Below are 26,704 nucleotides of genomic sequence, written 5' to 3' on the forward strand. Positions count from 1 at the left end.
GTTGAGCAAATTTAGGAAATGAAACTGGAGAATTAGAATAGGAAATGGAGAATAGACTGTCTATCCATTCTCTGCTACTTAATGTCGCTCATGCGGCACCTTTATAGCTATCACATTCCCTGTCAGGTCTTAAAATGGCATCACCACCTTGAAACTGAAATTTCTTCCCATGTTATAAATGCCGGACCGTCCATCAGGAGAGGCACTGTAATATTCGAAATACTTTAAGCGGTTTAAGTTAGATTGGTAAGCGATATTAAAGATATTATCGCATTGAATAAAGATATCGCACCAGTTTTTCCCTGTTTTCGATTTTAGTGTAGTGCCAACCCCTGCATTGAATAAGGTATATCCCCTGGTAAAGGTTTCAGTATCATCTAAAGCATAAAACTTATCCTGATCGGCAAAGATAGCCGCATCTATTTTAAAATAGGGTTTATCAAGGAAGCTGATGGGTGATTGAGCTGTTGCCTTAAGTTCCGTTCTGATTTGTAATGGCGGGATAAATGGCAGGTACCTGGCTTTATTGCCATGAAGATTTAACAGTGCTTCGTTTTGGTTTAATCCAACAACATAGGCCAGGCTATTATTAAAACTTAACCATTTGGCAGCAGTTGGGTGGATATTTACCGTCAGCTCCGCACCATATAACCTGGCTCTAGATTGTTGATATTGATAAGTGAGGTTACCCGGAACAATTACCACCGGGTTTCCACTGGCATCTGTTAACCTCGATTGGTAGATGTAATTCTGAATGTTGTTGTTAAAGAGTTCCAGGCTTAAGTCAAATTCCTTCAAATAAGCAATAACACCAATGTCTTCCTGCAAATTAAATTCAGGCTTAAATGTGCGGTTACCTAAATACACAATGTGTGCTCCCGGATCTAAACCGTTTGAACCTATCTCGGTAATATTTGGTGCACGGTAACCACGGGCAATGTTTGCTTTAAACAATAACCTTTCTGATAAATTATAGGTTAGGCCTAAACTTCCCGAAAAACCATAATAGTTTTTATTAAAATTGGGAAACTGCAAATTTCCACCGGGATTTCCTGCATCTACTTTTTTACCGAATCCGGTTGCGGGATCTGTACCTACATAAAAATCATCCCATTGGATATTTCTTCTATCCAAACGTACACCACCCGAGATATCTAGCTTCCCAAATGTTTTCTTTGCGAACAGAAAAGCACCAATATCAAACAAATCATAATCCGGAATGGGAAAATCTGTCGCGGCTTTACTCCTGTTCTGCTGGTACATTCCATTTACTCCAATGGTACTTTCTATCCCTGATATATCGGGTAAGTTATATTTAAGATCATAATTAAAGGTATTGAGAACAACATACAAACCGGCCTGACTTGGCACAGTAGGATGATTATATTCCCGCCTTACACTTTGCTGCCCGCCCAATAAAACATTTAAATCGCTGCTACCAAACTTAAACTGGCTGTTGTTGTAAAACCTAAAATGTTGAATATGTTGGTGTAGCGGATTGATGGAATAAGTGGTTAAATCTGCATCAGGTACAATGGGTCTGTTTTTAATATCATCACCATCATCTAAAATTTGTCGGGTAAATCTTCTGCTCAGCGAATCACGGCTACCATCGGGAATTTCCATCTGGTTATTGTAATAGGTGGCAGCTGTTTTAGAATATCCCCATGGCTTATCTACCCTTGCGCTTGCCGAAAGATTATACTCTCTAAAAGCGGTACCATAAACCCAGCCATCAATTGGATTATGATAATTGTGAGCTGTTTTGCCAGTGGCTCTGAAGGTATATTTCCAGTCGTTTTGTACATAAGCTAAACCGAGGGAAGCACCCAGCATTCCGTTATTACTCTGATAATTTAAGGTTGCATCTCCTTTTAACCCATTTTCCTGTGAATTAGGAACGTAAGGAATCATATTGATTACCCCCGCCAAAGCATCAGATCCATAAGTTAAGCTTGCAGGACCTTTTACCACTTCTGCACGACTAATACCGTATTCATCTACTTCAATACCATGCTCGTCACCCCATTGCTGCCCTTCTTGCCTTAAACCGTCATAAAGCGTTAAAACACGATTATAGCCCAATCCACGAATAAAAGGCTTGGAAACATTAGGTCCGGTTGTAACTGCAGTAACCCCTGGAACACCTTTAACGATGGCCTCAATGAGATTCGTATTTACGTTCTGATCCATGGCTTTCTTGCTCAGTACTGCAATTGGAACAGGACTTTTGCGCAGAGAGGTAGCCCGGTTCACCCCTGTAATCACGACATCATCCAGATTTGAGGAAGCATTTTGAAGCTCAACAGCAAACTCGTTTAAGCCATTTTTAACCTGTAGGGATAATTTTTTAGATTCATAACCTAATCCGCTGATTTGTAATTCGCAGACACCAAGTGGTACATCCTCAAAAATGAAACGGCCATCTGCTCCAGACTTAACTACTTTTTTTAAGGTATTTATTTTAATGTTGATATTTTCTAAGGGCTGGTGGTTGGCATTAATCTGCCCAATTAGTTTAGCCGACTGACCAAAACTAAGCAAGGAAAGAAGTAAAAAGGAAACTGAAAGTATTAGTAATCTCATGAATTAACTTATCTAAATATATTTTTAGACAAATCTAAATTTAATTTTAAATTAATCAAATTATATTTTTAATAATAAACAACAATTTAATTGTCAATAAATTAAATATTGCATTTTTTACATTGTTGCATTAAGATCCTAGCGCGTATATTTGTAAGTAAATAGTCCTTTTGTTAGAAATTATGGAAGCTACGGCAGAGAAAAAATACGAACAGGTATTGGTTAAAAACGGATTGAAGCGTACAGGTGCTCGACTGAAAGTATTGGATATTCTATCTCAGCGTGATTCTGCCACTTCTCAACCCTATTTAGAGACAGTTATTGGGAAAGACACTGATCGCGTTACGCTTTATCGGATCTTAAAAACCTTTGAAGAAAAAGGGATTATCCACCGTATTCTGGATAATAACGGAACAGCAAATTATGCCATTTGCTCCAGCTCATGTTCTGCACACGATCATCATGATGAGCATATACATTTTAACTGCAGTAATTGCGAAAAGGTTTTTTGTATAGATGATGTTAAAATCCCGGCCATCAAAATACCAGAGGGCTTTACCCCTACCCAAATGAATTTAGTGGTAACGGGTATTTGCAAAGAATGTAATGCCTTGCTTGATTAATGTACTTAGCGAACAACCAAAGGTGTTCCATTTAAAGTTACATTTTCAGCTTTGACCCCATCATAAATATTTTTGAACGCAGGTGTTTCTGATGTTGCTTTTATATCTTTAAACAAGATCCCAGAAACCTGATCGGCTGGATTTCCCTGCATGGTACCGAAACTCTGGCAAGTTACATCAATGTTTGTAAACCTGATGTTTCTTACTGTACCATAAGGCTTTTCTTTACTATCGCCAAGATTGAAAAATTGTTTCCAGGGGTTCATATCAATAATTACCCCACACTTACCACTAATGTTTTCTACTGTTACATTTTCAAATAGCTGATAGGTATCGGGTCGCATTTTTAACCTCAAAATCGGACACGTATTATCCACTTTACAATTTCTAAGGGTGATATTTTTGGCATGAATACATTCGCTTCCTAACGTTAAAGTTCCATGAGATTGGCCAAAATTGCAGTTCTCTACCAGGATATCTTCTACAATTCCATTTCCCGGTAGCTTTTGCGCGTCCGGTCCTTTTCCTCCTTTAATACAAACAGCATCATCATTTACAGAAATATAGGTATTTCTGATCGTTACTCTTTTACACACATCAATATCTATTCCATCAGTACTTGGTGCTTTTACGGGCGCAAAAGGCGAACGAATATCACAACTATCAATTAACACATCTTCACATTGATACAGATGGGTAGTCCAGAAACCTGAATTACGAAGTTTTACATTCGTTATCTTAACTCGATTGCTTCCCCAGATAAACAAGAGTCTCGGACGGTGAACTTCCAGATTGGTACTGCTTTTATTAAGTTTCTTTAAAGAATCCCGGTGCGCCCAAAATGCTTTCCAAAAGCGCAATCCGTTTCCATTTATTTCGCCCGGACCCGTAATAGAGAAATGCTCTACTTTATAAGCATTTACCAAAGCTGCATAATAATCCAGGTTTTGTCCTTCCATGCGGGATGGGATCAAAGGATAATGGGCAATATTGTCTGATCCTTTCAACACCGCGCCCTGTGCTAAGCGTAATTTCGTTTTCGGCTTAAAAAACAAAGCCCCCGTTAAGAAAATACCTTTCGGGATTACGATTGTACCACCACCTTTTGCACTTACCCGATCAATCAGCTTTTGAATAGCTACTGTATTAAGTTTTGTACTGTCGGTGTTTGCACCATATTTTGTGATGACATATTCTTGAGATTGAACGCTTAAGCTCGCCAACAGGCAAAGGAAGAGAAAAAGTTTTTTCATTAGATTTGGTTAGCACAGCACGAAAGGAACTGCTTATTCAAATATAAAGATCATAATGGTTAGGGGCATCCTGTATTGTCCTGTGTTGTTTAGTTCATTGGTCATTTGCCATTGGGCATTTGGCATTGGTTGGACTACTACATTGCCTTACTCCAAACTCTCAGCTCAAAACTCCCTACTCCACACTCCCTACTCCCTCGTAAACCTCTGCAACCTGCCTGGAAAGATATTTAAATGCCTGAGGAATTTCGACTTCAGGGTTTTTAATACTGCCTTCCATAAAAATATAGCCTTTATAACCAATTTTTTTCAATGCGCGCAAATAAGGTCTAAAATCATCGCCCATTACGCCAGGAAGTGATCGCTTCTCCTTTTCTGCAATTTCGGAGAAGCCTACCAAATTGCCTGCGGCCACAATTTCCTCGGGAGATTCACCTTCGCGCATCATATGGAATATATCTGCATTAAGCCTAAAATTAGGATGGTTAACAGCCCTAACAATCTCTGCAGCTGCTTTTAGCGAGGTAATAAAAGTTGTTTCTGTGGTTTCCAGGTTTTCTAAAACAATAGTCACCTTGTATTTTTCTGCAATAGTACCCAATTTTCGCCCCAGGTTAATAAATGCTGATTTGGCTTTTTCGACATCATAACCTGCAGGAATATTACGTGCCCCTCCACTACCCAATACGATAACCTTTACATCTGCTTGTCCGGCCCTGGACAGTACAGAGTCTGCGTAACTTAACACACGTTGCTCGTTTACATCTGGCCCTGCAATTTTTATATCCGCCGGAAAGAACAGGTTGCAGGAAACCAACTTACATTTTGCTGCTTTAATTTCTTTTAATTTATCTGAAAACTCCTGATCGGTTAAGCTTGGCGAAAGTACTCTTTTAACCGATTCTCCGTTAGCCCTAAAACCGGCCGAATAAACCAATTGATCTTGAGCCAGGCCACCCACAATACCTAATTTCGGGAGTTCCTTTTTATCCGACACAAAGCTTGAAACAAAAAAAAGCGATACGCTTAGCAGGACAATTAAATATTTGTTTTTCATGTATGAATTGGTTAGGATGAATGCCTTGACAGCTTTAAAAACAAAATAGGAATTTAAGTTCAGAATGTTGATTAACATTATTGATACGCTTGTGTACTTAGTCAGTATGCGCATTACCTATATATACTTGCCCATCTGTATAATTCAGAATCTCTTTGATAAATATCATATTTAATGCGAATTTTTGTTGTTACCAAAATACTATTTCCTTAAATTTAGCATAGCTCCCTGTCCAAATTGATCAATGGATCTTCAGGACTTTACCAGACAACCAAGATAACCGGCCTAGAAGAACATCAGCTATAATTTAATTGAGACATAATCTGCTTAAATTCAGATTTATGTGTGAAATTACACGCTGTTCAATGTCCGATATCCTTTATTCAACTGATAAAAGCAAGCGCTATGAAGCTGATCTTTATACACGGACATATACCACAGGGCTACGAAGCCCTCGAATTGAAAAAGAGATGGACAGATGCGCTGAAAATCGGTCTTTCCAGATCAGGCTTATCGTTGCCACTTGATAAAAATGACATTATATTTTCTTACTATGGACAGGAACTTGGGGCATTGGCTACAAGCGCGAACTGGGCTTTAGAGCAAACAGTGAAAGAAAGTAATATCTCGCTGAGAACAGAAACGCGGATAATTCACGATTTTTTACTGGAAGTTTCCAAAAATGCAGGTTTGGACATTGAGTTGATAGCAAGCCGCAATGGAATCTCACTCATTCACAGGTCATACCTAAACTGGACGTGGGTAAGGCTTTTATTGGAAACACTGGATAAACATGCTGTATGGAGCCAACTCTCTATCAGGAGAATGACTTATGAAATTTACTGCTACCTCAGTAATCCTGTTTTCAGAGATGCTGTTCATGATGTAGTTTTAAATCAAATGGATCGGGAACCGGCAGTAATTGTTTCCCACGGCCTGGGGTCTATTGTGGCTTACCATGCATTGCTAAAAAATCCGCAGCTACAAATCAGCAGGCATTTTAGTTTGGGTAACCCGATGGGATTGCAAGCGGTAAGCGCCTCCTTAGAACCCATCCGCTTTGCTTCAAGTTTGAAGGGTGACTGGATTAACTACTACGATCACCGGGATCCAATCGCACTGAATGAAATATCTGGTGCTGATCGTCAAACCGAAAGTCAAATTTCTAACCACGGGGGCACCTACACCCGAACAGAAAATCATCATGATATTGGTGGCTATCTGAACAATCAGCATATTGCCAGGGAAATTTATGATGCCTTGACTCATTCAGCGCCCCGCTCTTCCAGTAATCACATACAACATTTAAAATTTTGGGCCATTATTAGTCCCTCTTTTTCTTTTATGGGAGAATTAGAGTTATTCGGTTGTATTTTTTCTTTTTTTTAGCTTCCGCTGAGCACTTCGTGGTTCTTCAAGCATTCTGAATGACAAAGCGTGAAATACGGCTGTTAAAAGAGCAGCGCAATGTTAAAGTGCAACGGCTGCAGAAACAGATTCTTCACTTCGTTCTGAATGACAAAGCCTGAAATACTGCCGTTAGAGGAGCACTCAATATTTGAGAGCAGCAGGCTTAACAAGCCATTTCTGTCATTCGGAGCGAAGAATCCAAGCCTATGAATTACTCTCGTTAGAGCGCGTCACTGGAATATTAAAAGTTAAGGATGCTGAAAGGCAGATTCTTCACTCCGTTCTGAATGACAAAGCCTGAAATACTGCCGTCAAAAGGGCACTGAAATGTTAATGTTGAGCACGCTGCCAAGCAGATTCTTCACTCCGTTCTGAATGACAAGGTGCGAAATACTGCCGTTAGAGGAGCACTCAATATTTGAGAGTAGCAGGCCTAATAAGCCATTTCTGTCATTCGGAGTGAAGAATACAAGCCTATCAGTTACTCTCGTTAGAGCGCGCCACTGCAACATTAAAAGTTCAGGATACTGAATCTTCAAGCGTTCTGAATGACAAGGCCTGAAATACGGCCATTAAAAGAGTGCTGTAGTTCAGCACGCTATCCAAAAGATTCGTCACTCGTTGAGAATGACAGGTCTTGAAGATTTCTTTTAGAAAAAACAAATTAATAACGCACAAAAAAAGCCTTTAGCGATTAACTAAAGGCTTTGTACCCCGGAAGGGATTCGAACCCCTGACCCACGGTTTAGAAAACCGTTGCTCTATCCAACTGAGCTACCGAGGCCCGTTTTTTTAATGAGCTGCAAATATATAAGTTCTAACGAATAAGTAAAAATAAATTTTCACAAATTTTAAGCGTCTTCACCGTTCCATTCATCGTCATCGGCGAACTTTGTTTTTTCATGACTGGAACTCAGGCTTCTAAGTTCTTCATGGTGAAAATGGCGTTCTGGATTTTCTGGTAAAAGATCTTCCTCATCGCATGATTTTTTTCTCAAATGCTCCGGTTTCTTAACCTCAGGCAAGTCATCATGAATTACAGATGGCTTAAGAATTCGTTTTTCGGGGAGTTTTTCGTTTTCCATAATAAGGTAATTCTCAAATTTCAAGCCAATAAAAAAGCCTGCTTTTTAATAAGCAGGCTCAAATTTACCTAATAGTTTCCGGTTACACCAACTTCCAAACCTCTTAATTCTGCGAGGCCCCTTAAACGGCCAATTGCAGAGTATCCCGGATTGGTCTGCTTGGCCAAATCGTCCAGCATCTGATGTCCGTGATCAGGGCGAAATGGAATCGACTTATCGCGCAAAGCGTTCTCTTCTGAAACAGCTTTCATAATCTCGTACATGTTAACATCGCCGCCTAAATGATCTGCTTCATAGAAGCTACCGTCCTCATCTTTGGTCACATTGCGTAAATGCAGAAAGTACACCCTTTCTTTAACTGCCTGAAAAATTGCTAAAGCATCATTCTTCATACCCGCTCCTAAAGAGCCTGTACAAAAACACACACCATTGAAAGGTTTATCTACTTCGCTAATGATGTATTTAAAATCTTCTAAAGTACTGGCAATACGTGGAAGTCCTAAAATAGGATATGGAGGATCATCCGGGTGAATGGTCATCTTTATCCCTTCTTCGGTACAAACATCAGCTATTGATGACAGGAAGAATTTTAAGTTTTCTTTCAAACCCTGCGTTCCAATCGCTTTATATTCATTAATGCTTGCGCGAAGTGTTTCCAGTTCAATTTCTTTTTCATTGGGGATCCCCATCAATACATTTATCCTTAAATCATCCAGCTGTTGTTGGTTTAAGGTTGCATATTTATCCTGGGCACGTTTTAAAATGGATGCTGAGTAATCTTGTTCTGCACCTTCACGTTTTAAAATATAAAGGTCGAAGATAGCCAGATCAATCCAGTTAAAATATAAAGCCTTAGAACCATCCGTCATTTCTAAATCCAATTGTGTACGTGTCCAATCTAACACTGGCATAAAGTTGTAGCAAACAGTCTTTATTCCGCATTGCGAAAGGTTGCGTAATGAGGTTTTATAATTTTCGATGTATTTACCGGCATCTGGTCTGCGGGTTTTAATCGCTTCATGAACGGGTACACTTTCTACCACAGCCCAGGTTAGGCCTGCAGCTTCGATAATGGCTTTTCGTTCCTGAATATCGGCCAAAGGCCAAACTTCACCATGTGAAATGTGATGTAAGGCAGTTACAATTCCCGTTGCCCCTGCTTGTTTTACATCTTGTAACGACACTGGATCATTTGGTCCGTACCAGCGCCATGTTTGTTCTAGTTTTTTATATTTCATGTTAGTTTGTTTCTTGTTTTAAACGCCCGAAAAAGCACAAAATCCGCCATCAACTTTCACATTTTCTCCATTTACAAATTTAGAGGCATCACTTAACAGATACACCAGTGCACCAATAAGTTCTTCAGGGTTACCGAAACGTTTAAAAGGAGTTTTAGTTATGATGGATTGTCCCCTGGCTGTTAAGCTACCGTCTTCATTGGTTAGTAAAGCACGGTTTTGATGGGTAATAAAAAAGCCTGGAACGATGGCGTTCATTCTAATTTTATCGCCATAGCGATTAGCCAATTCTACTGCCATCCATTTGGTATAACTATCAATAGCTGATTTGGCCAATGAATAACCCAGTACCCGGGTTAATGCCTGGCTTGCAGATACCGAAGAGATATTAACAATGCTACCGCCATTTTTTGCAATTTCTTTTCCAAAGATCTGGGTAGGAACAATGGTTCCGAAAAGGTTAAGGTCAAAAGCTTGTTTCAATGCGTTTACATTCAGGTCAAACACGTCGCTTCCTGGTTGCACTACTGCTTCTGCGACATTTCCTCCTGCCCCATTTACCAGTGCATCTATCCTGCCAAAGGCAGCAATGATTTTATCTTTTGCAGCTATTAATGCCTGCTCGTCCAGTACGTCTGCAATGAGGTATATGGCTTTTCCGCCTGCATTTACGGCTTCTTCTGCTCTTTGTTTAGCTACTGCTTCATTTCGGCCGATAATAACAATCGTTGCACCTGCAGCAGTTAATCCATTTACAAAGGCTTCGCCCAAAACACCCGTGGCACCTGTTACAACAATTACCTTATCTTGAAGCGAAAACATGTTTTTTAATTCGTTGCTCATTATTTTATTTATTGTGGTTAGTCAACTACCAAAGTGGCAATAGAATGCGGTAAACTAGTAGTAGTTGCAGCCTGTCCTTTAATCCACAGGCTGTATTTTAATTTTTCATCGGATTGGTTCATCACCACCACAACCAACTTCCCATCTGTATTTAAAAAGGCTGTTGCCTGTAGTTTATCGCGGCTAGATGCCGAACCAATACGCTTTGCTCCCGGGCGGATAAATTTAGAAAAATGTCCCATATAATAATAGGCATTTGTATAAATGATTTTGTCATTTTTAGTATCGGCATGAACTGGTGCAAAACAAAAGTTACCTACATGGTTTGGGCCACCGTTTTCATCTAAAAGTATGTTCCAATCGGTCCATGCAGCAGTTCCGCTATTAAAATCATTGATCATAGAGTAGCCATACCGCTCACCCAAAGTCCAGTCATCTAATTTATTCACATCGTATTTTTCTTTGCAACCTTCAGTAAAAATTAATGCTTTATCGGGATAAGCATCATTTACCTGCCTAACATTGTTAAACTGCATACCGCTGCCTGTCCAGGTTTCGTACCAGTGATAACCAATTCCCCAAACATATTTGGCGGCATCTTTATCGTTCAGGATGGTGCTTGCCCTTTGAAAAATCTGATCGCGGTTATGGTCCCAGGCGATTAGTTTTTTGCTTGACAAACCTGCTTTCTGCAAGGTTGGACCTAAGAAATTCTTAATAAAATCACGCTCTTCTTCAGCGGTATAAATACAAGATTCCCATTTCTGCTTAGCCATAGGCTCGTTCTGTACACTTAATCCCCAAATTGGAATGCCCATCGCTTCATATGTTTTTATAAATTTCACATAGTGATTGGCCCAGCTTTGACGGTATGCGGGTAAAAGATGACCACCCTGAAGGAGGTTGTTATTGTCTTTCATCCAGGCTGGCGGAGACCATGGACTTACATAAAGTGATAGTTTACCTCCTGCTGCTGTTATAGCTTGCTTAATCAGTGGAATTTTAAATTGCTCATCATGGGCAACGCTGAAAGTTTTCAAATCCTTATCATTATCCTGAACATAAGTATAGCTACCACTCGAGAAATCACAGCTAGCGATATTGGTTCGTGCTAAAGTATAGCCAATCCCCTTATCAGCACTGTAATAAGCTGTAAGCAATTCTTGCTGATTCTTTTTAGATAGCTTCGCAAATGTTTCGGCTGATGCATCTGTTAATGCCCCACCAATGCCTACCAAAGTTTGGTACTTAATTGTAGGGTCGATAAAAATGCAGGGCTCGGTTTCAAAAGGTTGTTTATTTTCTGTGAAAGTTAAGTTTTCTGTTTTACTGATCCGATAATCAGAGTTTGCTGCAGTAGTATAAACAGTTACCTTTTTATTGCTTGTGGTGTAAGCTACAGGTATTGCAGTTTTTTTAACGGGTTTTGGGGTTTGGGAAGCGGCATTTAAGGCCGTAGCCAAAATCAATAAGGTGCTCAGATTAAATTTCATATATATTGCTAATTATTAACATCCAAAAATGGGATTTTAAATTTATTTAATGAGGGCGTTAAAGGTTTATTGGATAATTTTACTTTAAGCTCCTATTTATCTGATCTAACAAATAACCATTGCGATCACTGTCATACTCCCAAAACATTACACCACCCATTCCATTTTGCGCTACATACTTACATTTTTCTTTTACTGACTTTTCATCATCATAAGTCATGTATTCTTTAGTAAGGGCATTAAAAATATAGGGCGCTTTGGCATCCTCATCATAATAAGCTTTAAAACCTTTTTGATTGATCAGGCTATCTTTGATAAAAGTATAACCCTTACCATACTTTCCTGTTAATACAGAATCTCCTAAACCTTTATTTGAATTGGGTTTAAGGGTAAATGACCTGCTGTAAAAGGCAATTCCCATCACTAACTTATGCGCAGGCACCCCGGCAGCTGCAAATGCCTTGAAAGTTTTATCGGCATAATTTTCAGCAGGAAAAATTTTAGAGTTGTACAGGTTGGTGTGGTGACCGGCAACATCTCTATGATAAAAATCATAGGTCATCAGGTTTACAAAATCGAGGTATTGCTGCACTTTGTCCATCTCCGTATTTTGGATAAAATTACTGAAACCACCAACGGCAATGGTAAGTAACTTTTTCTTACCTGAGTTTTTTTCAAGGGTGTCTAATTCCAAACGGAGCGCTTTAAGCATGAGGGTAAAGTTTTGTTTATCCTCCGTACGATACACATTCCCTTCTTCCCCAGCAATTGCAGGGTACTCCCAGTCTACATCTATCCCATCCAATTCATATTTTTCAATGATTTTAACTGCACTTTCTGCGAAAGCTTTTCTTGCAGTATCGGTTAGTGCTGCATCTGAAAAATTCTCGCTCCAGGCCCATCCTCCTATAGAAATTAATATTTTGAGCGAGGGATTTTTGGTTTTCAACTGATTTAAGCGTTGAAGGTTTAATGTGTCTGTTGCTTCATGGTTCAAAAAAGCCCTGTTATTTTTGATATTTACAAAAGCATAGTTGATATGGGTAAGTTTTTCAGCTTTTATTTTGGCTACATCAACTAAGCCCTTATAACCACCTACATAACCGATAACGACCTTACTTTTGGGTGCAGGTATTGACTGCATGGCCAAAAGGGCGACCATGCACAATACAACAACGGGAACAATGAGTTTAAACCTTTTCATTATTTACTTCTTAAAAGTGCTTCTAAATAGTAATAATCTGCGTAGTTAATGGGTACATCAATTTCAGATTTCGCCGGACGATGGCCTGTACTGTGATCAAGAATAAAACCGTATTGGGCACCTGTTTTATTGGTATAGCTGTTGCTGCCTAATGAAACTAAAATTTTATCTGCTGCAGCCTTATATCTTTTACTATTGGTACTATAACGGGCAAGCTCATAAAGAGCTGAAGCCGTGATAGCTGCTGCTGAAGCATCTCTCGAAGCATCCGGGATCTTTGGATCATTGTAATCCCAGTAAGGAATACCATCTGCTGGCGTAATTTTATTATTTAATATAAAACCCGCAATTCCATCTGCCTGAGCCAGATATGCCTTATTTTTTGTCTCTCTAAAACACATGGTATAACCATACAGGGCCCAAGCCTGACCGCGTGCCCATGCAGATTCATCAGCATAACCCTGAGCGGTATTTTTCTTTAAAACATTGCCGGTTTGCGTATCATAATCAATAACATGATAGGAGCTAAAATCAGGGCGGAAGTGATTTTTAATGGTGGTATTGGCATGTGATACTGCAATTTTATAAAATGATGAATCCCCTGTTAGTTTAGTTGCCTCAAATAACAACTCCAGATTCATCATATTATCAATAATTACCGGGTACTTCCATTTATCTCCGTTGTGATCCCATGATTTAATTACGCCTGCTGTGGCATTGAAACGGGTAGATAATGATTTAGCAGCCTGAATGATTACTGCTCGGTAAGCGGTATCCTGAGTTAACTTATAGCCATTTCCAAAGGGACAATAAACCATAAAACCCAAATCGTGTGTGCCGGTATTAAATTGTTCTTTTTTAATGTCTTCAGTATACTTTTTTGCCAGCGCTAACCATTTTTTATCTTTGGTGTATTGATAAAAAAACCAAAGCTCTGCCGGGAAAAAACCACTGGTCCAGTCTTTAGAAACAACCATCTTAAACTGGCCGTTTTCTACGGTTCGGGGCGAAACCTGGTTAGGTTTTATTACCCTGGCCGAATCAACGTTTTTTATTAATACTTCAGTTTGCTTTGCCGCAGCAGAGAAAGCTTTGGCAACATTTACTTTTTGTGCCTTTATTAAACTGAAAGACAATACACATAGTGCGGTTATGGTGATTTTTAATTTCATATTATAGCCAGATTAAAGGATTACGTATAGGCAGATTTCGGATAACTTCTTCTACCTGAGGTTGATGATCTAATTTACTCCAGGTGGTATACCAATTTGATTGATTATATTGAATGGCGCCAAACAACAAAAAAGGCTGTGCTACAGGCCAGTTATCCCAGTACATTACATCAGGAGCTAAAGTCCATTTACTCTTATCCGCAATAAAAGGATACAAATAAGCTATGCCTTTTTGAATTGATTTTCCATCAGGGGTTTGGTAGTTCCACAAATTATCTTTCGCACTGGATAAGATCTGACAAAGCGTGGTCATGGCATCTAAGTTGAAGATAGAGTATCCATAAGGTTTCGTCCTTGCGGTTTCTAATGGAAAACTGCCATCAGCTCCCATTTGGTTTGGAAGTAAAATGGTTTTAAAACTCGTACGGAGTGAATCCAGCATCTGCTCATCACCGCACAGCCTGGCAAATGCAGCCACCTGCATGGCCCAACAGGTTGCGTGATTGTTTTTTACCGTTTTCTCCTGTATGCCGGGTTTGGAGGTATTTAACCAGCGCACATAATCTGCAAACCATTTTTTAACGCCTTTTAAGGTTTCTTTATCAAAGGCTTTTGCATTTTGCATTACCAAAGCACCCTGGGCTACCTCCATCAGGTGAATGGTATCAATAATGCCATAGTTACGTCCTGTAAATCTTCCCTTCACTGCCTGGGCAAAAAGCAAGTTTGGATTCATCAATGTTTCGGAGTTGATAAACCAGGCTTGAAAATGCTTTATGGCTTGTTTTACATACTTTTCATCACCTGTTATTTTATAGGCTGAAGCAAGGGCACCAATGATTTTACTAAAGCGGATCATTGCTTTACGGTGTTCCACAAAGTTATCAGGATTGGTTAAACCATCCCGGTTAATGTATGGACCATCAGGATTCTTAGGATCTGGCCAGAAATAATCTGCTTCTGAGAAGAAATCATGCTTGCCTCCGGCACTTCTTGGAGATGATGATGCCGTTACCGTAATAGGCGCCTGCTTCATTGCCCAGTCGGCTTCTGTTAAAACCTGTTTCTTCAATAAGGCCAAGGCCTGCTGCTTCATTAATGCATGGCCGGGTTTTTCTTCCTGATGCATTGCCATGGCAGCCAAAGCACACAGTGATAATAGCAAAATTGGAATGATTTTTTTCATATTATAGGGATATAAAAACAGTTTTTAAACCAGGCGATTTGACTGAAACACTACTTTTACCCTGGTTTAAGTTTACTTTAATAATGGCTCTTCCATTATAAGCCTGCACCTTCCTCGAACCCGAAGAAGTTCCTTGATTATCAATAAGTTTACCATCCCCAGTTAAACCAAAATCAATCCAGTTTACTGCATCCAGACATTGAACATTCTTCTCATCAAACAGCTTTACCTCCACAGTAGCCACATCTCCCTGCTGATCAATTTTATTCAAAGTCATCTGAGTAGGTTTTGTCCACTTTTCGGTTTGATACTGGAACTTAATTTCGTCGGTAACTGTTTCCTTTCCTTGTTTAGCAATTACTTTTACTACATTTTGGCCCTTTACAAAAGGAAGATTCCAGCGTAAACCCGCGGCAGGATAATCCTGACTATTTCTCTTTTTGGTACCATAGCTTTTGCCGTTTAAGAAAATTTCGGCTTCGCTACAGTTGGAATAAACTTTAACCATTTTCTCTTCAGCTTCATCGCCCCAGCGTACTGGCCAGGAATGCCCATAGATATGTACCATTGGCTTTTGGGTCCAATAAGATTGAAACACATAATAAGCCTCTTTCCTGGTAAAATCTCGCTCTATTACGCCCTTCTGGTTCATATATGGAACAGGATTATCTGGACGAACAGGGGTTGAAAAATCTTTGAAAGGCCAGTATGCGGTTCCACTTAACCAAGGCATGTTCTCTTGTTCTTTTAAATGCCAATCGATCAGATTAGAGATATAGGATTCACTCCAGTCTCCATCTTTGGAAATTCTTGCTGCTCCACCATAAAGCGAGGCATCTCCTGCTCTTTCATCGGCAGCGCCTCCTGATTTGATTTTACTTAAGGCTTTGTCGGGATTCTCAGAATGGCGCAACGCATGACTGTCTCCACCCCATTCTACGTGTAAAAAGCGCTTCACCTTTGCAAATTCCTCTTCCGAAACTTTTTTATAGTCGGTGTAATTGCCGCGATACCATCCTGCCCAGATAGATGGAGAGTAAACATCTACAATATCTGCACAGAAGTCGCAACGCCTGATGGCAGTATAACGTGAAACGTCCAGCTGATGTGATAAATCGTTCAGTTCTTTCATAAAAGTTCTGATTTTTTCTTTATCAAATTCAGGGAAATCACCTGGCCAGTCATTTTCATTTCCCATCCCCCAAATGATAATGGATGGGTGGTTGTAATGCTGATCAATCATATTTTTCAACATTCTTTTAGCTTGTTGCTGATAAACCGGGCCACCTAAACCACCACGGCACCATGGAATTTCTTCCCATACCAAAATCCCTAAGCTATCGCAAAGGTTAAGTACAATGCGAGATTGCTGATAATGGCCTAAGCGAATGAAATTCACGCCCATGTCCTTCATCATCGTCATTTCTGTACGAATCATCTCTTCTGTCATTGCTGCAGCTACGCCAGCATGGTCTTCATGACGATGGGTACCACGAAGCAATAATCGCTTGCCGTTTAAATTAAAAGGACCTTTTTCTACAAACTCAATATGCCGGAAGCCAATTCGTTCTTCACCTTTGTAACTGCCCGCAGCAGATACAAGTTCGTAAGACAAACGGTATTGACGCGGTTGATCTGCGCTCCACAAAACAGGCTTTTTAAATTCTGATTGCCAAACAGATACATCTCCGGAAAGGGAATTTAACAACTGCTCTTTTTTAGCTATAATCTTCCCCGATGGGTCAAATAAAGTTAACTTCATCGTTGCATTTCCCAGTGCTGTCGGATTATAAAATCTGCCTGTAACGGTTAGCTTGCCCAGTTTACCCTGGCTATCTACCTCAGCCTTGGCGAAAAGTTTATCAACTGAAAGTGCCGGTGTATAAACTAAATTTAAGTAGCGGTAAATACCTCCATATACATTGAAGTCGGATAAATCTGAAGGCACCATTTCTAAATCTCTGGAATTATCGGTGCGAATAGAAACCGGCACATTACCTTTAAACTGCTTAGCATAGGCTTCTGTTTTCTTAAAAGCAGCAACGGCTTCAGTAATATCTGCCGTCCATTCATCATAACCGCCCACGTGCTCGGCTACTTTGGTGGTATAAACATAAACAGCAGTTTTCTGTCCTGCACCTTCAAAATGCAAGATGGTTCTGCCATTTTGATAAGGATTGTCAATTTTAAGTTGTGTACGGTACCATGCAGGCCCCTGATAGTAATTTACATCCGGATCCACAGCATCTTGTGCATTTACACAATGCGGCAGCGTTACTTTCTGCCATAAAGGAACAGACTCGGGATTCCCCTGTCCGACAGGGCGAACGGCTTCCCAAATCCCACCAAGGTCTTGTTTCAAAAACTCCCAATTTTGATTTAGTCTTACAGCCTGTTGCGCAAACAATAAATCACTGTAAAACAGAACGATTAATACAATTATATACTTAAGATACTTCAACATTAAAAAATGAATTAAACTTTTAAACGAATTTTTCTTTTTTCTAAAAATGATACGGTTATAATCACCAGAAAAGCCATTGCTATGGACCGTAAAATCCCTCCAATGCCTACACTTAAAAAATGAGGGAACTGAAAATGCAATAAGCTGAATAATGAATAAATTATATAGGGCGTGATGTAGCAGGTTAGCGTACTTGTACCTGCTGATTTTATTGCCTTAAAGATATTACTCTTACCTTTAAAATCAACAATATAAATAATGATTTCGAATGCCAGTATCGTGATTCCCATGCAAACAAAAACCCAGGCTGGTGTGGCATATATTTTGGAAATTCCTCCTGCATAAGGCCTGATGAACATTCCAAATGCGATGGCCAGTAAACCATAAAAATTAAACAACACCCAAAAATCAAGGTATTTCTTTTGGATCATTAACTTTTCATATAATTCTGCTATCAGTATCCCAGCCAACATCAGTGTAACAGCAGATGCATCGCCGATGATCCATAAGTGTATATTCAAATTTCCTGTATGTGTAGCGATGTTAATTCCGGCAAAAAGTGTAAAAGCTATGGCCAGCACCAGCATATTGCGTTTGCTGAAGAGGTAAACAAATGCAGAAACGAGGTAAGCCCAACCGATAATACCCAGAATCCCCCACCAATGTGGTTTTAAACCTTCTGGATGTGTTGCACTGCCACCTTTATAAAAAAATGCGAGAGTAACCAACAGAATTACGCCTGCAATAATCAATAAATTCTTGTTTGTTTTAGATATGGTTGAAGGATAGGCTAACCAGATCAAGAAGAAGGAAATGGTGATTAAAATGGTATAAACAGGATAAGGCAGTAAGGCCGAACTGCGATCATAATTTTCCAGATTCACCTGAAAAAAGCCCATAATAATCAGAGCAAGCGATCTTAAAAGGATATAAAAAGCGTTTGAAGGCAAAGAATTACCCTTTTTAATTCTGTTTTGTAAAGCAAAGGGCATGGATAAGCCCACAATAAACAAAAAAGCAGGAAAAATGATATCTGAAAAGCCCATTCCATCTTCATTGGCTTCTGTATGCTTAATCCAGTCGGGAATATGAGACACTCCTGCCACATCATTCACAAAGATCATTAAGAACATGGTAACTGCCCTTAAAACATCTATGGATAAAATACGTTTAGGAAGTGCGTTCATAAGGTTAGTAAACTTTTCTTAATTGTATAGCATTCAACACTGGTTTTCCCTGGATACTTTTAAAATCAATAGCAATTCCCTTCCCATTAATTACAGTAACGCGGGTCTTCTTTTCAACAGCTGTTGTATAGCCAAAATCGGCTGCTAAATTTACTTGAGTTAAAAATGGAACCCCATTTATGGCTACATCAAAAATACGTTTCTCTTCTACTTCTTTCTTATGATTATTATCCAGGTTATAAGCTAAAGCTTCCTTACTTTCCCCACCAACCAATTCGGCAAAATGCAGGGTGAGGGCGTATTCCCCGTCTGGGACATCGAATTTAAACGCACTTATGCCAACCTGTTGTGTCCGATAAACGGGGTCGTTATCCGTTCCGAGGATATTTTTATCGCTTCCGTAACTGATGCGGTTGTTGGTGCCTTTGTAAGGCTCCCCACCAATCCATCCCCATGAACCTGCCTTATAGGGTTGATCCGGGATCCAGAGTTCTTGTTGTTTATCGTTGATGTAAAAGCGTTTTGATCCCAGCAGTACATTGATATCCTGAAAAGCGGTTTTGGCATCCGAAAAACGGAAAGGCTGTAACTGTAAATTGATTTCCGCCTGGTCGCTCAGCTCTCCGGAAACTACCCGCAATTGGTTTCCACCATGAACAAAAGGTACAGGCCAGCTGATGATGTGGTCTATCGCATCTTTTACACCAAGACTTTTACCGTTTAAAAAAAGCTCGGCAGACTTTAAATTAGTTGCTATTTGAACTGGCTGAGTTGAAACTGAAGCAGCAGAATCTGCTACCGAGGTTCTGTCCTTCCATTGTGCCGATGTAATTTTTAAGTAGGGTTTGTTTGCTAAATAAGCCTGATACAGGTAGTAAGTATCTTTGGGTTGACGACCAATGGTTAATAATCCTTTATTATTGATGTGAGGCATGGTTTCTTCCCGTGTTTCGGAGTTGAAATCGGCTAAATTCCAGGCCATTCCACCCGCAACAAAAGGTCTGCTTAACATTGCATTCAAATATATCTGATGAAACTGAATGGCATATTCTATACTCTTATCGAAACGGATGGGTGAAAAAGACCGAATCCTTGGATCTGCATCAGCACCATACTCTGTTACCAGAAATGGAGTATTAGGCAGTTCTTTGTGGTGGCGATCCAGAAACTTAGCAAAGTCGGCAGGAATACCGGAATACCATCCAGAGTATAAATTCCAACCCACAATCATTGGAATTTTGGTTAACCCCACTTTATTATAAATGTCCCATGCGCCGTGATTAACCAGCAAAGTATATCGTGAAGGATCTTCTTTTCTTGTTAAACTATCCAGTTTTTGAGCCAATTGGCGGACATGATCGAAATAAATCTGTTGACGAGGTTTGTCATTTACAAACTTTGGCCTTAGCAAAATCTCATTCATATAAGCCCAAATGATAATACTGGGGTGATTGAAATTCTGTTTAATCATTTCACGCTGCATGTTAAGGCAGTTTTGGGTAAAAGCGGCTGTTTCGGTAATGGTATTCACCACAGGAATTTCAACAGAGGCCAGGATACCTAATCGGTCGCAGGCTTCTAAAATCAGGGGGTCTTGAGGATAATGCGCCACCCTTAAAAAATTGCCACCCATCGCTTTCAAAAGCGCTACATCTTTAATCTGTAAAGCATCTGGAACGGCATTTCCACTGTTTTCATAATCCTGGTGACGACTTGCACCAATTAACTTTACAGGTTTATCATTTAAGAAAAATCCTTTATCAGCATCAAACTTAAACCAGCGAAAACCAACAGGACTGGTTACCTGATCAATAACAGATTTTGTTTTAGTGTCGATAATCTGGCTCACCATCCGATAGAGGTAAGGGCTTTCGGGCGACCATAAAATGGGCGATTGAATGGCCGGTATGCTATGAACAATTGTTTGCTTATCACCTGGGCGGATGCTTAACTTAGTTTCCTGGTTGCCTACAATCACGCCATTCGCATTAAAAAGCATACTTTTAACGCGTAGTTTCTGAGTTCCTGATGAAGCATTCTCTATGAAATTTTGTGTTTGAACTGTTGCTTCAGCTGCCGAAACTTTTGGCGTGGTAACGAACACACCAGAACTTCCCTGCTCCTGTTGTGAAAAATGAACAGGGTTTGTAATCAACAGGCTTACATTCCTGTAAAGTCCGCCAAAAAATGTAAAATCAGCAGTTAACGGTGGAATGTCTTCATTGAAACGGTTATTGGCCCTAACTTCAATTTCATCATTTTTAAAGTTTAAAAATTTGCTTATTGCCACAGTGAATCGCGTATAACTGCCAATGTGCCTGGCAGCGCTTTGGCCATTAACCAAAACTTCTGCTTCCTGAGCTACCCCATTAAAAACCAGGTAAATCTCTTTTCCTTTGGAAGATTCATCAAGCTCTAATTTACGCTTGTAAATTCCCAGTCCCCTGTAGTACCCGGGTGCATCATCCAGCACATCCTGGGCATTCCAGGTATGCGGTATCATTACTTTTTCTATGGGTCCATTCTCTTTTTGAAAAGACCATTGATCGTTTAAACTGATTATTTTTCTTCCTGAATCTTGTGCGTAAAGGCTTGAAAGCATTAAGCTTGCAAACAATAAAGTGAGGATCGGCTTTAAATTGAACATAATAGCTATGGTCCTATTTTGGTTAATATTTCTTTTGTACCAGGTACGGATTAATACCCTATTTTGAATATTGATATGCTAATTGGTTAATGTGAAGTCTTTTTCCAGTTGTATGTTATTTGATGCCGTACCAATCATGAGTTTAAAATCTCCTGCTTCAGCACCCCATTTTAATTGCTGGTTATAAAAAGAAAGCTTTTCTTTATTGATTGTAAAACGGATGATTTTGCTTTCTCCAGCTTTCAGCATTACTTTTTGAAAATCTTTAAGTTCCTTTACCGGACGCGCTACCGAAGCAAATTTATCTTGCAGATACAACTGCACAACTTCCTCTCCAGCGTACTTACCTGTATTTTTTAAAGTAAAGGTTACTGTAATCTGATCGTTCATAGACATTTGGGCCTTGCTGAGCTTTAATTCATTGTACTCAAAAGTGGTGTAGCTTAAACCATGTCCGAAAGCAAACTTTGGACTATTGGGCATATCCAGGTATGCGGAACGATAGCGGGTATCCTGATCATTTTTAGCTGGTCTGCCCGTACTTAAATAATTATAATAGAGGGGAATCTGGCCTTCATCTCTAGGGAAAGTCATAGGTAATTTACCTGCGGGATTATAATCTCCAAACAGCACATTAGCCATAGCATTTCCAGCCTCGCTGCCCAACCACCAGGTATACATAATTGCAGGGATGTGATCGGCTGTCCAGTTAAAGATTAGTGGCCTGCCTGCCATCACCAACACCACAACGGGTTTTCCTGTAGCCTGGATGGCTTTAATTAAATCTTCCTGAACACCAGGGATACGGATATGTGCTTTGCTTTTGGCTTCACCACTCATATCCAGGGTTTCACCAACAGCCATAATCACCACATCAGCCTGCTTAGCCGTTGCTATAGCTTCTTCGAAACCTGTTTTAGTAGAATCGGTAACTTCACAGCCTTTTGCATACAGGAGTTCTGTATGGTTACCCACCTTATTCTTAAGTCCTTGATATAGTGAAACCAGGTTATCATTTTCCCAGGCAATAGACCAAAAGCCCTGCATATCTTTTTCAGATTTTGCCAGCGGGCCAATTACAGCGATTTTTTTTAAATCTTTAGCCAATGGTAAAACCTGATTTTGATTTTTAAGCAATACGATGCTTTTTTCGGCCATTGTCAGAGCAGCTTTTCTGTTTTCTGCAGAATTGAGTTCCTTTTCTTGCCGACTTTCATTACTGAAACGATAAGGATCATCAAAAAGGCCTAACTCAAATTTTTTGCGCAGTATTCTGCGAACAGCATCGTCAATTAAGGCTACTGTTACCTTTTTATCCTTCACCAATTGTTCAAGGTTTGGCAAATAGCTTCTGCTTTCCATATCCATATCGCTCCCGGCTTTTAAGGCTAATTCAGCAGCTTCTGCTTTATCTTTCGCATAGCCATGAGCAATCATCTCACCTATCGAGCCCCAATCGCTTACTACAAAGCCGGTATATTTCCATTGGCCTTTTAAAATATCGCGTTGCAAATAAGTATTCCCGGTTGCGGGTACACCATTTAGCGTATTAAAAGCGTTCATAAAAGTTGCTGCACCTGCGTCAACTGCCGCTTTAAATGGGGGGAGATAAACTTCCCAAAGTGTGTGATTGCTCATATCCACGGTATTATAATCTCTCCCGGCAATGGCTGCTCCATATGCGGCAAAATGTTTGGCACAAGCCATTACAGCATCCAGATTTCCTAAACCTTTTCCCTGAAAACCTTTTACGCGGGCCTTTGCAATCTGAGCACCTAAATAAGTATCCTCTCCTGCTCCTTCCATTACCCTTCCCCAGCGTGGATCGCGGGCAATATCAACCATAGGTGCAAAAGTCCAGTGCACACCCGAAGCGGCTGTTTCCCGTGCCGCTACGCGTGCAGTATTTTCCATGGAAGCTAAGTCCCAGCTTGCTGCTTCTGCCAATGGAATCGGAAAAGTTACCCTATAGCCATGAATAACATCTAAACCAAAGATTAAAGGAATTTTCATACGCGATTGCATGGCTACTTCCTGAACCGCCCTGGTTTCTTTTGCTCCGCGTACATTTAACATGGAGCCGAGCTTCCCCTCTCTGATGTCTTTTAGTTTATTGGGATTATTGGTGATCGGGCCGGTGGCATCGCGGTCTCCCGTATATTGATTTAGCTGGCCTATTTTTTCTGCCAGGCTCATCAGTTTTAAAACGGAGTCTACTTTTTTTTCTATCTTTTTATCCTGTGCCCATGCAGCAGAAAAGGTCAAGGTCATTAAAAAAGCTAAAGGTATATATCTTTTCATTGATGTATGTTTCTATTTTATGCCGTCTAAAATTCCCTGGTAAGCTACTTTTCGCTGGTACTGACTATTAAAAGGCAAAGGCCAATCTGGACGATTATAATTAGATAGAATCCAACTGTCGGCATCACACACATTCCATTGTGTAATTCCGAATTGTTGCGTTTTGGGAATGCCATTGTAAGTTTTTACAATGCTCTTGTATTTGGCGGCCTGTTGGGCTGCTAAATCAGGAGTATAGGTTAGCGTTTGAATATTGTCTGGGTTTAATGCAATATCGATTTCTGAAAGGTGAACTTTGAGCCCTGTAGCGGCCGCTGTTGTAATTGCGGCTGCCAGATTGCTATCGCTCTGCGTAACACGGGTATGCATTTGTAAGCCAATTCCGTGAATGGGAATGCCTTTATTTTTTAAATCGTTTACGAGATTTAAGATCGCTGTTCGTTTGGTTGGCCCGAACTCATGGCCATAATCATTGTAGAAAAGCAGCGCTGACGGATCTGCTTCATGTGCATATTGAAAGGCTCTGCCGATGTAATCTACACCAAGTTTTTGTACCCAGATACTGTTTCTAAAAGTACCATCTTCATTGATGGCCTCATTCACTACATCCCAGGAAACCACTTTACCCTTAAAATGTGAAACGACAGTTTGAATATGGGTTTTAAGCAAATTTTCCCAATCAGCAGTGTTTCCCTGAAAATTATTTACCCAATCGGGTAATGATTTATACCAATTTAAAGTATGGCCGTGTACCCTTTTGCCATTGCTCAGGGCAAAATCTACCAGATAATCTGCGTCTGTCCAATTGTAAGTATCCTTACCAGGATGAACAGACGCAAATTTCATGGCATTTTCGGCTGTAAGGCTATTAAATTCTTTGATAACTAAATTTCTGTAATTCGCATTGCTCTTTAAAAGTCCAACGTTCACTGCGGCTCCCATCGGGAAAGGCATCTCCTTTTGTAAACTGGTTTCTACTACCCTGGGATTGGGCAAAGGATCAATAGTGGTACTTTTATATTTCGCGCATGAGACGGTTAATACCGTAATGGCTACAGCTATTTTTGGAATAAAACTGAAATTTAGTGGTTTAATCATGTCATTTATATTTGGTCTGCATTTGACCATAAAAGTCTTTCAGCACGTAAAAAGCTTTTTTCTTTTTACCGGTTTCACTGATTAGTCCTTTACGGTTCCAGAAGTTTTGATAAATCGGATGTTGTCTTCTTGGCGATCTGAAATCAGTTAAAATCCATGGTGTCATTCCCCTCAAAGCACCGATTTTACTCAACATGGTGATTTGGTTTTTATACAGTGCTTCCTGGTATTCCTCACTCCAGCGTGTATTTTCATCGGCATGGAAACCACCTAAAGCATCTCCACCAAACTCTGTTATCACCACAGGTTTATTGTACTTAATATTAAAATCATATTTAGTAATTTCTGAAGGTGTTCCGCCCCAATACCAGCCTGCATATTCATTGAAACTCACCAAATCAATTTTTTCGCCTAAAGGATCGTTTAAAATCATGGTATTGCCTTCGCGATGCACTTCCAATGCGGCTGCAACCAACCTGGTATCGTCTAAACTGCGCGCAGTTTCTGCCAAATTGCCCATAAAGCTTAATCTTGCATCGCTAAGCGGCGTTTCATTGCCAATAGACCATACAATAACGCTGGCTCTGTTTTTATCTCTAACGATTAAATCTGTTAATTGCTGCTTAGCATTGGCATAGGTTGCAGGATTTGTCCAGCTTATTGTCCAGTAAACCGGTACTTCGGCCCAAACCAATAAGCCCATTTCATCTGCAAGGCGAATCATTTCTTCATTATGTGGATAATGTGCTAAACGAACATAATTACAGTTCATTTCTTTGGCCCACTGCAACATCATACGCATATCACCCTCTGAGCGTAAGCGGCCAGCTAAAAGTGGATTTTCGTCATGAATGGAAATCCCTCTTAAAAACACCGATTTACCATTCAAATAAATGCTGTCTCCTTTTACTTCAATATTTCTAAAGCCAATTTTATCATTAATATCTTCTTTATCGGTTTTAATATTTACACCATAAAGTTTAGGGCTCTCTGGCGACCATAAGCTTAAATTATTCCAGGTGAATTCATCGGATATTTTCCCTTCACTATCGGTTTTGTACTTCTTTTCTAATTTTAGTTCAGGAATAGATAAAGTTACTTCCTGGTTTGCTGTAGCATCTGAAAGCTTTACCGTAAAATTAACCAGGTTATTGTTTCCCTTTACCAGTTGCAATTTATAATCACTGATAAAATGATCTGGAAATTCGGCGAGGTATACATCTCTGGTAATTCCGCCGTAGTTCCACCAATCGGTATTTACTGTAGGGATTTCATCTTGCTTACGGGTATTATCAACCTTTAAAACAATAGAATTCTCTCCTGCTTTAAGTTTATTGGTAACATCAAACTGAAACGGGGTAAAACCACCTTTATGAATGCCAAGTTTTTTACCATTAAGATAAACATGGGCCTCATAATTAACCGCAGCAAAGTAAACATAGTATTTTTTACCCTTTTCCGGCTTGGCGTCAAACTTTCTGCGTAACCAAAGACTACCTTCATAAAGTTCTAGTTTCTCCGTTTGGGAATTCCAGTCGCCAGGAACATTCATCAATGGTGAATGATCAAAATCATATTCAATAAGCTCTGTTTTATCTTTCTGCACGCGATCATCGAAAAAGCCACCTGTACCTGTTTTTGATTGATCAAAAGGCTCATGTCTATAATCATAATAACCATTTTCATACGGATCGATGATGTAATTCCACTTTCCGTTAAGGCTTAATACCTTACGCGACTGGATGTTTTGTATAGCCGTAACCTGAGCATCAGTAATGGTTGAAAGAAGCGAAAAGCAGATTATAAATACGCTATAGATTGATTTTTGCATAACTTATGTTTTAATTTTTGATTAAT

18 protein-coding genes and 1 tRNA gene are annotated in these 26,704 nt (G+C 39.8%); 2 read left to right on the forward strand and 17 right to left on the reverse strand.

The annotated features are described in order from the left end of the window. Positions 1 to 129: 129 nt before the first annotated feature. Positions 130 to 2,586, reverse strand: a complete 2,457-nt coding sequence (locus tag ACQY77_RS03295; protein ID WP_421939413.1) for a TonB-dependent receptor — start codon at positions 2,584 to 2,586, stop codon at positions 130 to 132. 182 nt (positions 2,587 to 2,768) lie between these two features. Between ACQY77_RS03295 and ACQY77_RS03300 the strand changes: the two genes are divergently transcribed. Next, positions 2,769 to 3,209 carry a Fur family transcriptional regulator gene (locus tag ACQY77_RS03300; protein WP_421939412.1) on the forward strand — a complete coding sequence of 147 codons (441 nt, stop codon included), beginning with the start codon at positions 2,769 to 2,771 and terminating at the stop codon, positions 3,207 to 3,209. Between the two features lie 5 nt (positions 3,210 to 3,214). Here ACQY77_RS03300 and ACQY77_RS03305 read toward each other — a convergent pair whose 3' ends face one another. Then, entirely contained in the window at positions 3,215 to 4,462 is a 1,248-nt protein-coding gene (locus ACQY77_RS03305) for a glycoside hydrolase family 28 protein (protein ID WP_421939411.1), read from the reverse strand. A 175-nt stretch (positions 4,463 to 4,637) separates the two neighbouring features. Next, positions 4,638 to 5,519, reverse strand: coding sequence for a sugar phosphate isomerase/epimerase family protein (locus ACQY77_RS03310; protein WP_421939410.1), 882 nt, complete (start codon positions 5,517 to 5,519; stop codon positions 4,638 to 4,640). 405 nt (positions 5,520 to 5,924) lie between these two features. Between ACQY77_RS03310 and ACQY77_RS03315 the strand changes: the two genes are divergently transcribed. Then, positions 5,925 to 6,908, forward strand: a complete 984-nt coding sequence (locus tag ACQY77_RS03315; protein WP_421939409.1) for a hypothetical protein — start codon at positions 5,925 to 5,927, stop codon at positions 6,906 to 6,908. Positions 6,909 to 7,639: 731 nt separating this feature from the next. Here the strand turns inward: ACQY77_RS03315 and ACQY77_RS03320 are convergent. The 14 genes from ACQY77_RS03320 to ACQY77_RS03385 form a co-directional block, all read right to left on the reverse strand. Then, positions 7,640 to 7,713 (reverse strand) — tRNA-Arg (locus tag ACQY77_RS03320). A 67-nt stretch (positions 7,714 to 7,780) separates the two neighbouring features. Beyond that, positions 7,781 to 8,014: a hypothetical protein gene (locus ACQY77_RS03325; protein WP_421939408.1), complete on the reverse strand. Its 234-nt coding sequence runs from the start codon at positions 8,012 to 8,014 to the stop codon at positions 7,781 to 7,783. Between the two features lie 68 nt (positions 8,015 to 8,082). After that, positions 8,083 to 9,252 (reverse strand): mannonate dehydratase, encoded by a 1,170-nt coding sequence (gene uxuA, locus ACQY77_RS03330; protein WP_421939407.1) that lies wholly within the window; start codon positions 9,250 to 9,252, stop codon positions 8,083 to 8,085. 18 nt (positions 9,253 to 9,270) lie between these two features. Next, on the reverse strand, positions 9,271 to 10,095 hold the full coding sequence (locus ACQY77_RS03335; protein ID WP_421939406.1) for an SDR family oxidoreductase: 825 nt from the start codon (positions 10,093 to 10,095) through the stop codon (positions 9,271 to 9,273). Positions 10,096 to 10,112: 17 nt separating this feature from the next. Further along, a complete protein-coding gene (locus ACQY77_RS03340) occupies positions 10,113 to 11,588 on the reverse strand; it encodes a glycoside hydrolase family 30 protein (protein ID WP_421939405.1) in 1,476 nt (491 codons plus the stop codon). A gap of 79 nt (positions 11,589 to 11,667) precedes the next feature. After that, positions 11,668 to 12,792: a glycoside hydrolase family 18 protein gene (locus ACQY77_RS03345; RefSeq protein ID WP_421939404.1), complete on the reverse strand. Its 1,125-nt coding sequence runs from the start codon at positions 12,790 to 12,792 to the stop codon at positions 11,668 to 11,670. Beyond that, a complete protein-coding gene (locus ACQY77_RS03350; protein WP_421939403.1) occupies positions 12,792 to 13,964 on the reverse strand; it encodes a glycoside hydrolase family 88 protein in 1,173 nt (390 codons plus the stop codon). Before ACQY77_RS03350 ends, ACQY77_RS03345 begins: the two co-directional genes overlap by 1 nt. Position 13,965: 1 nt before the next feature. Further along, positions 13,966 to 15,150, reverse strand: coding sequence for an alginate lyase family protein (locus ACQY77_RS03355; protein WP_421939402.1), 1,185 nt, complete (start codon positions 15,148 to 15,150; stop codon positions 13,966 to 13,968). A gap of 1 nt (position 15,151) precedes the next feature. Next, entirely contained in the window at positions 15,152 to 17,614 is a 2,463-nt protein-coding gene (locus ACQY77_RS03360; RefSeq protein WP_421939401.1) for a glycoside hydrolase family 2 TIM barrel-domain containing protein, read from the reverse strand. Positions 17,615 to 17,625: 11 nt separating this feature from the next. Further along, positions 17,626 to 18,801, reverse strand: coding sequence for a DUF5009 domain-containing protein (locus tag ACQY77_RS03365; RefSeq protein ID WP_421939400.1), 1,176 nt, complete (start codon positions 18,799 to 18,801; stop codon positions 17,626 to 17,628). A gap of 4 nt (positions 18,802 to 18,805) precedes the next feature. Next, positions 18,806 to 21,448 (reverse strand): glycoside hydrolase family 2 TIM barrel-domain containing protein, encoded by a 2,643-nt coding sequence (locus tag ACQY77_RS03370; RefSeq protein ID WP_421939399.1) that lies wholly within the window; start codon positions 21,446 to 21,448, stop codon positions 18,806 to 18,808. 78 nt (positions 21,449 to 21,526) lie between these two features. Next, entirely contained in the window at positions 21,527 to 23,749 is a 2,223-nt protein-coding gene (locus ACQY77_RS03375; protein ID WP_421939398.1) for a glycoside hydrolase family 3 N-terminal domain-containing protein, read from the reverse strand. A gap of 12 nt (positions 23,750 to 23,761) precedes the next feature. Next, positions 23,762 to 24,847 carry an endo-1,4-beta-xylanase gene (locus ACQY77_RS03380; protein ID WP_421939397.1) on the reverse strand — a complete coding sequence of 362 codons (1,086 nt, stop codon included), beginning with the start codon at positions 24,845 to 24,847 and terminating at the stop codon, positions 23,762 to 23,764. A 1-nt stretch (position 24,848) separates the two neighbouring features. Further along, positions 24,849 to 26,678 (reverse strand): glycoside hydrolase family 2 protein, encoded by a 1,830-nt coding sequence (locus ACQY77_RS03385; protein WP_421939396.1) that lies wholly within the window; start codon positions 26,676 to 26,678, stop codon positions 24,849 to 24,851. Positions 26,679 to 26,704 lie beyond the last annotated feature (26 nt).

This window comes from Pedobacter sp. (assembly GCF_965279535.1).
Taxonomy (GTDB): domain Bacteria; phylum Bacteroidota; class Bacteroidia; order Sphingobacteriales; family Sphingobacteriaceae; genus Pedobacter.